This is a genomic window from Paracoccus sp. MC1854 (genome assembly GCF_014164635.1).
GTDB lineage: Bacteria > Pseudomonadota > Alphaproteobacteria > Rhodobacterales > Rhodobacteraceae > Paracoccus.
Genome location: NZ_JACJFU010000056.1, coordinates 1 through 8,078, shown reverse-complemented (window position 1 = coordinate 8,078; position 8,078 = coordinate 1). Strand labels below are relative to the sequence as shown.

Annotated in this window: 10 protein-coding genes and 2 pseudogenes; 6 read left to right on the top strand and 6 right to left on the bottom strand. The window is 64.7% G+C overall.

The annotated features are described in order from the left end of the window. Nucleotides 1-204: 204 nt before the first annotated feature. Nucleotides 205-504: a DUF2945 domain-containing protein gene (locus H5395_RS17005; protein ID WP_370576495.1), complete on the top strand. Its 300-nt coding sequence runs from the start codon at nucleotides 205-207 to the stop codon at nucleotides 502-504. Then, nucleotides 504-1,046 carry a DUF488 family protein gene (locus H5395_RS17000; protein ID WP_182793719.1) on the top strand — a complete coding sequence of 181 codons (543 nt, stop codon included), beginning with the start codon at nucleotides 504-506 and terminating at the stop codon, nucleotides 1,044-1,046. Before H5395_RS17005 ends, H5395_RS17000 begins: the two co-directional genes overlap by 1 nt. A gap of 147 nt (nucleotides 1,047-1,193) precedes the next feature. On the opposite strand, the gene H5395_RS19175 is transcribed toward H5395_RS17000, so the two are convergent. The 6 genes and pseudogenes from H5395_RS19175 to H5395_RS16975 all read right to left on the bottom strand — a co-directional run bounded on the left by H5395_RS19175 (nucleotide 1,194) and on the right by H5395_RS16975 (nucleotide 4,262). Then, nucleotides 1,194-1,559, bottom strand: a complete 366-nt coding sequence (locus H5395_RS19175; protein ID WP_200559417.1) for a patatin-like phospholipase family protein — start codon at nucleotides 1,557-1,559, stop codon at nucleotides 1,194-1,196. Between the two features lie 31 nt (nucleotides 1,560-1,590). Further along, a pseudogene (locus tag H5395_RS19620) lies at nucleotides 1,591-1,854 on the bottom strand (patatin-like phospholipase family protein); the annotation flags it as partial. 201 nt (nucleotides 1,855-2,055) lie between these two features. Beyond that, a complete protein-coding gene (locus H5395_RS16990) occupies nucleotides 2,056-2,811 on the bottom strand; it encodes an RNA polymerase sigma factor (RefSeq protein WP_182793717.1) in 756 nt (251 codons plus the stop codon). Next, the gene (locus H5395_RS16985) at nucleotides 2,808-3,344 is read right to left on the bottom strand and encodes a plastocyanin/azurin family copper-binding protein (protein WP_200559418.1); all 537 of its coding nucleotides are present in this window, start codon (nucleotides 3,342-3,344) and stop codon (nucleotides 2,808-2,810) included. The genes H5395_RS16990 and H5395_RS16985 overlap by 4 nt, the downstream gene beginning before the upstream one ends. A gap of 2 nt (nucleotides 3,345-3,346) precedes the next feature. After that, on the bottom strand, nucleotides 3,347-3,766 hold the full coding sequence (locus H5395_RS16980; protein WP_234450841.1) for a hypothetical protein: 420 nt from the start codon (nucleotides 3,764-3,766) through the stop codon (nucleotides 3,347-3,349). Nucleotides 3,767-3,923: 157 nt separating this feature from the next. Further along, nucleotides 3,924-4,262 carry a carboxymuconolactone decarboxylase family protein gene (locus tag H5395_RS16975; protein ID WP_182793715.1) on the bottom strand — a complete coding sequence of 113 codons (339 nt, stop codon included), beginning with the start codon at nucleotides 4,260-4,262 and terminating at the stop codon, nucleotides 3,924-3,926. A 909-nt stretch (nucleotides 4,263-5,171) separates the two neighbouring features. Between H5395_RS16975 and H5395_RS16970 the strand changes: the two genes are divergently transcribed. The 4 genes and pseudogenes from H5395_RS16970 to H5395_RS16955 all read left to right on the top strand — a co-directional run. Continuing rightward, nucleotides 5,172-5,744 carry an NADPH-dependent FMN reductase gene (locus H5395_RS16970; RefSeq protein WP_182793714.1) on the top strand — a complete coding sequence of 191 codons (573 nt, stop codon included), beginning with the start codon at nucleotides 5,172-5,174 and terminating at the stop codon, nucleotides 5,742-5,744. A 98-nt stretch (nucleotides 5,745-5,842) separates the two neighbouring features. After that, a complete protein-coding gene (locus H5395_RS16965) occupies nucleotides 5,843-6,922 on the top strand; it encodes a PLP-dependent cysteine synthase family protein (RefSeq protein WP_182793713.1) in 1,080 nt (359 codons plus the stop codon). A 225-nt stretch (nucleotides 6,923-7,147) separates the two neighbouring features. Continuing rightward, nucleotides 7,148-7,513: a hypothetical protein gene (locus H5395_RS16960; protein WP_182793712.1), complete on the top strand. Its 366-nt coding sequence runs from the start codon at nucleotides 7,148-7,150 to the stop codon at nucleotides 7,511-7,513. Nucleotides 7,514-7,652: 139 nt separating this feature from the next. Beyond that, nucleotides 7,653-7,843, top strand: a pseudogene (locus H5395_RS16955) (IS3 family transposase); the annotation flags it as partial. Nucleotides 7,844-8,078: the final 235 nt, after the last annotated feature.

The window sequence follows — 8,078 nt, the reverse complement described above, 5'->3', positions numbered from 1 at the left end:
GCCAGGTCGACGCCGATGATGCTAATTTCCTTCATGGATGCCCTCTTGTTTCTCTTGTGACTTCAGCATCACAAGCTTGGCGCATTGCGACGCCGTAGGGGAGAGAGCGGCATCCACCCCATCTCCACTGATCAGCGGCATGTGCAAGCGAGGCCAGACACGGTGGTGAACGGATCATCGTGATGTCCGCGGACCTGCCACGCTATCGCGAAGCAGGATCAATTCAGCAGTGGCGGCGTTGATGTCCACAAGCCTAGTGCATCAGGGCCAACACCGCAGAGGAGGGACCCTCGCATTGCGAAGTTTTTCATCGGTGATCATGTCAGCTGGAACTCCGAGGCTGGCCGGGTCAGCGGTCGGATCGTCAGGGTCCATCACGAGGATTTCGACTGCAAGGGGCACTGCCACCGCGCCTCGAAGGACGATCCCCAATACGAGATCGCGAGCGACAGGACTGACCACGTCGCGGCCCACAAGGAAGGCGCGTTGACGAAGATCGGCTGATGGTCGCGCAGTTCACCACAATCGGGCATTCCGACCGCAGCCTCGCGGAATTCCTGAGCATGCTGCGCTCTGCCGGGGTCCGCCTGCTCGTCGATGTGCGGGCGTTTCCCCGGTCGCGGCGCAATCCCGAATACAACATCGACCGGCTTCCAGACGATCTCGCGCGGGTGCAGATCGGCTATTGCCACTGTCCCGCCTTGGGCGGGCGGCGGCCGAAGCAGCCTGAGGTGGACCCCGGTCTCAATGCCTTGTGGCGTGTGCAGAGTTTCCACAACTACGCCGATTACGCGCTGGGGCCGGAGTTCGCCGGAGCCTTCGAGGAACTCGTGCGCTTGGGACGAGAGCAGCGGCTGGCGCTGATGTGTTCGGAGGCGGTCTGGTGGCGATGTCATCGCCGCATCATCGCCGACCATCTGCTGCTGAACGGCCATGCCGTGGACCACCTGATGGGACCGGGCCAGATCGTCTCCGCCACGCTCACGCCCGGCACGCAAAGGACCGCAGCAGGAAAAGCGGTCTATCCCCCCGAACCGGCCGGCTGAGGTTGTCTGCACCTTCGCGCCTCGGTGGTGATGCACGGCAAGTTCACGTGCACAGGCTGCGCGGGTCAGACCGCCGCGGGCGATTCACGCCTGCCTGCGGTTCTGCGCACGCTCGATCAGCTGGCGTGAGGCGGTGAAATCATGGGGCTATACGACGAGCGGGCAGATGGCACGAGCGAGGTGGACCCTCACGCCTTCCGGCATTGTCTCAATCTCGTGTCGCAGTTGCGAGGCGATCAGCAGCGTCACGGCATGCAGCATCCGTGCGATCCCGCCGCATAGCGGCTCGGTCAGGGCGCAGGCATAGCCGGTGGGAAGCACGATGATCTGCGCGGCGTCCAGCCCGGCGGTAACACGCAGCGGCGTGTTCCCGGCGATCGCTCCGTCCGTCAGCTGGAGGCCATCGATGGTGACCGGCGGAAATATTCCGGGCATGGCTGAACCGGCGAGGATTGCCTCCACTGCCGGCCCTGCGAAAAGCCGCACGCTCGCGCCTTGCTGATCGGTCGCCATGACACGCAACGGCAGCAGGGCCTCCCTTGATCCGGAGAAAGGGGAGATAGGCTTTCAGCACGTGCCGCAGATGGGCCGGATCGACAATGCTGCCCGACTGGCGCAAGCTCCCGAGCAGGCCCGAGGGCGACAGCGGGAAGATGTCGGATCGGCGCAACCCGCACCAGATTCGTGCCAGCCGCTCCACGTCGGCGAGGAGTGGCGCCCCCGCGAAATAGGCGGCATTAAGCGCGCCCACGGAGGAGCCGAGGACGAAATCGGGCCTCAGCCCTGCTTCCGTCAGCGCCAGAAGCATCCCGACCTGGATGGCCCGAGGCTGCCGCCACCAGCCAGGACAAAGGCGGTTCTCGGCCGCTCGCTCATCAGCAGGAGCAGCCAGCAGGACGCCACCCCGGTTCAAGGACCCCGAAATCGCGACCGATGAGGGTTCCATCGACAACTGTGCAATGCTTGCGATGGCTGCCGCTGCCGCGGCGTCTGACAGTGTCACTGTCGTTCATCGCTCCTCCTTCGCAGCGTCTCGTTGCACAGGCCCAGACAGGGGGGCGGACCAGCACGGTCGTGCTTTCAGCATGGCCACCACGCGGTCCGCCATGTGGGCGCAACGGTCACCGGCGAATGGAAAGATCGTCTCGAACCCGCCCTTGATCCGGTCGGCGATAATCCGCCGCAGACGGTGGCGGGCACGCATCAGCCGCGTCTTGACAGTGCCGAGCGGCAGCGACAGGTCGCGGGCGATGTCGCCCAGGCTCAGCCCGACCGCCTCGTGCATCAGGAACACCAGCCGGAGGTCGGGCGGCAGCTCGCCCACGGCAGCCTCGATCAGGGCGCGGGTCTGCATCCCGCCGAGGATCGCTTCTATCGGCTGGGGGTCGGTGCCGGGAAACAGCAGCACCTCGGCACTGCGGACCACGGGTTCGTTCACCGTGTCGTATTCCTGCCGTGCCTGCTGTTTGCGCAGCCGCATAGCCGCGCAGTTCAGCGTGATGCGGGTGATCCAGGTCGAGAACCGGGCCGCGTCGCGGAAGCCGTCCAGGTGGGTGAAGGCGGCCAGCCAGGCATCCTGCACGACCTCCTCGGCCTCGGCGTCGCTGGGCATCAGCCCACGCGCGATGCGGAACAGGCGCCCGTTCAGTCGCCGGATCAGTTCCCGCACGGCGGCCTCGTCGTGCAGCCGGGCAGCCGCCACCAGAGCAGCCTCGGACGATTGCCGCTCGGCACGGAGGGACACCGACCTCTCAGGTTCGCTCATGTCCAGCCTCTTTCTGGGGGCATCACTGCCCCACGCTCGAGAATAACGCCGACCGGCGGGAAGCCGGCCAGCGCCGCTTTGGGAAGATCGCCCGCGTCGAGCGCCGGACCCTGCCACCGGGGATCGCGGTCCGGCCGCCCGACCACGATCCGCGCCACCATGCCGGCATGTTCATGCGGCTGGCAGTAGAGATCATAAACCCCCGGCGCGGTCAGCGTGACCTCGAACTCCTCGCCGGGCAGCAGCAGGTCGCTGTCCCAGGGCCGGGCGGCATCGGGGATGCGCCGCGGCCGGTCCAGGATGTCGGGGTGATAGGCCGTCGCGGTGTGGCTGTTGCCCGCATCTCGGTTCACGAAACGGATCGTCGCGCCCGGCGTGACGGCAAGGCCCACCGGCACGAACCAGACCTGCTCGCCCCGCGGAGTACCCTTCATCTCGACCGGCAGCGGCCCTGCCGCGATGGCCAGGCGGGGCCGCACCTGGGCGGCCAACAACATGGCCGCCCCCCCGATGATCAGCTTTCGGCGGTTCATGGTCATTCCGCCAGCCGCGCCTTGGCATCCTTGTCGTGGTAGAGCACGACATGGGCATGCGGCTTTTCCACACCGGGATGGCCGGCGTTGTAATAGATATCGACCGAAGTGACGGTGCCGCTGCCGACCGCGAGGTCGTTGAAGGCAGTGCCGCCTTCCAGATCCTCAATGGGAACCATGTAGATCGTGGCCGACAGCTTGCCGTCATGATCATAGCCGAGGAAGGGTCCGGCAGGCAGATTGGTAGGGTCTACATAGAGGGTTCCGAGACCAGGCAGGAAATCCGGCAGCGTGACGAGGTCGCTGACCTTCTGGAAGGGGGCGGCAGGGGGCGCGGTTCCGCTGGCCGTCTGGGCGGCTGCCGGAAGTGGCAGGGTGCCGAGAATCATGGACGCTGCGAGAGCGGGGAGGGACCGGAACATGGGATGACCTTTCGGTTTGCGGGCCGGATCAGCCCGGCCTCATTCCATTGGATGCAGCCTCGCCGGAAAGGTTCGCATCGGCATGGCTCGTGCGCTCAGATCCACGCGTTCAGGCGTCAGTCCAAGACCCGCGCAAGCCCGATCCTGCTCCTCCCGGTCATCCGCCGTCGATTTCATCCAGAAGCGCCAGCGTCTTGTTGGCGTGGGCATAAGCGGCGCCGGCCCGCATCTCGGCCGCGACCCAGATCGCCTCCATGATCTGCTCATTGGTTGCGCCCTCACGCTTGGCGCCCTTGGTGTGGCCTTCGATGCACCACGGGCATTGGGTCACATGCGCCACCGCAAGCGCGATCAACTGCTTGGTGCGCTTGTCCAGCGCGCCGTCGGCAAGCACGGCCTTTGACCAGGCTGCGAAGGCATCGTCGATGTCGGGTGCCAAGGCATGCCGCCTGGCCGCAAGCGCGGCACTGGCCTTGGGCAGGGTGATGTCGGACATGATCTCCTCCGTTTCAGGCATCACTCGCAATGGTTGTCGTTCGCGTAGTCATGAGCGCAGGTCAGGCGGCCGCTTCACTCGATTAGATGCGATACGCCGGAAAAAGTTCCCCTGCATTTGCGGGCCGTCGTTCTCACGCAGCCTGCGTCCGTTCCTGCCGTCTGTCTTCCCCCCGGGCCGCTTTCGCAGCGCGTCCGCAACGGTTCGGATTCACCACCACCGTCCTCGTAGCCTCGGCCTTAAGCGTCGAGAACCCCTCCTTGCGCTCAGCGTCCGCCTGAATCGAAGCCGCAGACGTCATCAGATCAGCTCACGGATTTCCCTCAGACGCCGGTACCTGCGAGAGCAAGGAGGGTAAGCCAACCTCTCGGTAAGTAGCTCTCTGGCAAATTGTGCCCGGCACGCGCAACTCTGAGGACTGTCCGGTACCAAGCCGTCAAGTCACGATCCTGACTGACTCCAGAAGTCGGATCACATGATCGGGTCCGACCGGGACGATACTCAGAGCATGTCATCGGGTTCCCAGGTCAACTCTCAGGGACCTTCGGGGCCATTGGCCAGCACCCGGCCCGAGAAGGTTTCGAGCGAAAGGGTGTCGCCGTCCTAGGGCGGCTGTCCCGCTTCTTGGGTCAGGACCATGGGGGTGGACAGTGCCGATCCCGGCAGAATGCCAGAAATGGTTGGCGCCATTGCAATCTCTCTGAAGCATGGCGCGCAACGTCACGATGGCGTTGCGGCGGAGACCTCCTCCTGCGCCATGCCGGGAAACGGGCGCGGGCTGGCAAAGTTCCTGCGACCAAGGCACACTCGACCCGAGACGGAAGGCCGGAATTGCCGTAGCCTGAGTGGCAGTGCGGAAGGTCTTCCTGCTGCAGAATGCGCGCAGGACCCCTAGATACGGAGGATGAGATGTCGGACTTCACTGTCGGTTACTTCGTGGGCAGTCTCGCGAAAGGCTCGATCAACCGCAAGCTCGCCAGGGCGCTCGTGCGGCTGGCGCCGGCCGGACTGGAGATGCGCGAGATCCCCTTCGGGGACCTTCCGCTTTACAGCTATGACTATGACAGCGACTACCCGCAGGTCGCGCGGGACTTCAAGGCGGCGATCGCAGACGTGGACGCCGTGCTGTTCGTCACGCCGGAATACAACCGCTCGATCCCCGGCGCGCTGAAGAACGCCATCGACTGGGCCAGCCGGCCCTACGGGCAGAACGCGTTCACCCGCAAGCCCTCGGCGATCATCGGCACCTCGCCCGGCGCGATCGGGACCGCCGTCGGCCAGCAGCACCTCAAGAGCATCCTGGGCTTCTGCAACTCGCCGATGATGAACGCGGTCGAGGCCTATATCCAGTTCACGCCGAACCTGATCTCTGACGCAGGCGAGGTCAGCGTGCCGGGAACCGAGGACTTCCTGCGCAACTACATGCAGGAGTTCAGCGACTTCATCGGGCGCGTGCTGAGCGTCTATCCGCGCGCGAGCTGACGCGGGAAGCGCCGATTAAGCGATGCGGAGCCGCTCACAGGTCACGGTGCACCGGTTGGCTTGCCTCTGCGCAAACAAATCAACTCGGGAGTGAGACCATGATCGGGAAGTCGATCCGTAGAACGAAGGGGCGGGGACGCCTATTCGACTCCATCCTCGACACTGTCGGCGACACCCCGGTGATCCGGGTGAACAATCTCGCGCCCAACGGTGTGCGCCTCTACGTCAAGGCCGAGTTCTTCAACCCGGCAGGCTCCGTCAAGGACCGCCTCGCGCTGAACATCATCGAGGCGGCGGAACGCGCCGGCACCTTGCAGCCCGGCCAGACCGTGATCGAGGCGACTAGCGGCAACACGGGCATCGGGCTGGCCATGGTCTGTGCGCAGAAGGGCTACCCGCTGGTTGTGACGATGGCCGAAAGCTTCTCGGTCGAACGGCGGCGGGTGATGCGGATGCTTGGCGCCAAGGTGGTGCTGACCCCCCGCGCGCAGAAGGGAACCGGCATGTACATGAAGGCCGTGGAGCTGGCCAACGAACACGGCTGGTTCCTGGCTCGGCAGTTCGAGACACCTGCAAATGCCGATATCCACGAGGCAACCACGGCGTGCGAGATCATCGGCGATTTTGCTGGCGACAGACTGGATTACGTGGTCACGGGCTACGGCACCGGCGGCACGGTGACTGGCCTCTCCCGCGTATTGCGCCGTGAACGACCCGAGACGAAGATCATCCTGTCAGAGCCGACGAATGCCGCTCTGGTGTCCAGCGGCCTCGCGCAGGAGCGCGGGCCAGACGAAGCGCCCGCAGCCAGTCATCCTGCATTCGAGCCTCATCCGATTCAGGGCTGGACGCCGGACTTCATCCCCTTCGTGCTGCAGGAGGCGCTGGACAACGGCGGTTATGACGAGTTGATCCCGGTCTCTGGGGCTGACGGCATCGCATGGGCCAGGAAGCTTGCGAGCCGGGAGGGCATCATGACGGGGATCTCGGGCGGGGCGAGCTTTGCGGTCGCCATGCAGATCGCCGAGCGTGCAACTGAAGGCTCCGTGATTCTGGCCATGCTGCCCGACACCGGCGAGCGGTACCTGACCACGCCGCTGTTCGAGGCGATCCACGAGGACATGGACGATGAGGAGCGTGCCCTGTCGCTCTCCACGCCCGGTTATCGAATGGGGTGAAGCGGACCAACAGGAAGGAAGAATGGGGATGCCCGCTGAAATCGACGCCGTCCCACCCTGGCCCGCCAAGGCGGAACCTCTATGCGCGAGGCCTATGGCCCACGACAGTCGCCAAGATGACGCAACGCCAGAGCACTCGTCCACTGGCGCAGAGATTGGGAAACCTGTCTACTGGAACGAGGCCCCGCCACTGGTGCGCCGCCTGGTCGGCGAGGCGGTTGGTACATGACCGGCCCTGCGGACAGTACTGTGGCGCTCGCGGCGCTGGTGCGAGCCCTGTTGTCGAGCCAGGTGGCCGGTGCGTCCTGCCTCACTTATCAGGAGCTCGCGAAAGCGCTTGGACTGGTGCCCCCCGGCACCATCTCTCGGATCGCCGCCGCGCTCGAGCAAACGATGCGAGAAGATGTCGAAGCAGGGCGGCCCATGGTTGCGGCTCTGGTCGTCAGCCGCATGAATGGTCTGCCGAGGCGCGGTTTCTTCGATCTTGCGGTCGAACTGGGTCGCTTTCCGGCCGATGCAGAACGTCATTATGCGGCATGGCAGTCGGAATGCACCGCAGGTTTCAAGAAGGTCCACGGCAACGGCGCCTGACGTAGCTGCGCGAAGGAGAACGCCTTGGATGACCCGACCTCGAACCAGCGCATCGAGGTTTGTAGCAAGACGGCGGATTGGGTCTCTGAGCCGAGTCAGGTTTGCCGGAGGCTCCAATTCCCGAGTAGGCTGGAGCATCATGAGCAAGACGACGAACAAGTTTTCCCCTGAAGTGCGCGAGCGCGCGGTGCGGCTGGTTTCTGATAACGAGGGTCAGCATGGCTCTCGCTGGCAGGCGATTGTGTCAATCGCGGCGAAGATTGGCTGTTCAGCACTCTGAACGAATGGGTGAAGAAGGCCGAGATCGACAGTGGTAGGCGAGCAGACATCCCCCGTGGTTCTGGAGTTGAGATGCTTGTCCTGGTGACCTGCGAGGTGATGACACTGGACCGGGAAAAAGCGCTTGCGTCATGCGCGCCCATCTGCGCGGCGCGGAACGAGAGTGTCTGATCTTCTGTGTATGACTGACCCGGTCCATGCTTCCTGAGAGGAGCAAGGACGATGACGATTTCCAACGAGCTGCTGGACGAGTTGCTGAAGGGCTGCAAGCGGCCCGAGGATCTGC

What these genes read in the sequence shown, in the direction of transcription:
- H5395_RS17000 (WP_182793719.1), top strand. Translation starts at nt 504, where the DNA reads ATGGTCGCGCAGTTCACCACAATCGGGCATTCCGACCGCAGCCTCGCG.
- H5395_RS19175 (WP_200559417.1), bottom strand. Translation starts at nt 1,559, where the DNA reads ATGGCGACCGATCAGCAAGGCGCGAGCGTGCGGCTTTTCGCAGGGCCG.
- H5395_RS16990 (WP_182793717.1), bottom strand. Translation starts at nt 2,811, where the DNA reads ATGAGCGAACCTGAGAGGTCGGTGTCCCTCCGTGCCGAGCGGCAATCG.
- H5395_RS16985 (WP_200559418.1), bottom strand. Translation starts at nt 3,344, where the DNA reads ATGAACCGCCGAAAGCTGATCATCGGGGGGGCGGCCATGTTGTTGGCC.
- H5395_RS16980 (WP_234450841.1), bottom strand. Translation starts at nt 3,766, where the DNA reads ATGTTCCGGTCCCTCCCCGCTCTCGCAGCGTCCATGATTCTCGGCACC.
- H5395_RS16975 (WP_182793715.1), bottom strand. Translation starts at nt 4,262, where the DNA reads ATGTCCGACATCACCCTGCCCAAGGCCAGTGCCGCGCTTGCGGCCAGG.
- H5395_RS16970 (WP_182793714.1), top strand. Translation starts at nt 5,172, where the DNA reads ATGTCGGACTTCACTGTCGGTTACTTCGTGGGCAGTCTCGCGAAAGGC.
- H5395_RS16965 (WP_182793713.1), top strand. Translation starts at nt 5,843, where the DNA reads ATGATCGGGAAGTCGATCCGTAGAACGAAGGGGCGGGGACGCCTATTC.
- H5395_RS16960 (WP_182793712.1), top strand. Translation starts at nt 7,148, where the DNA reads ATGACCGGCCCTGCGGACAGTACTGTGGCGCTCGCGGCGCTGGTGCGA.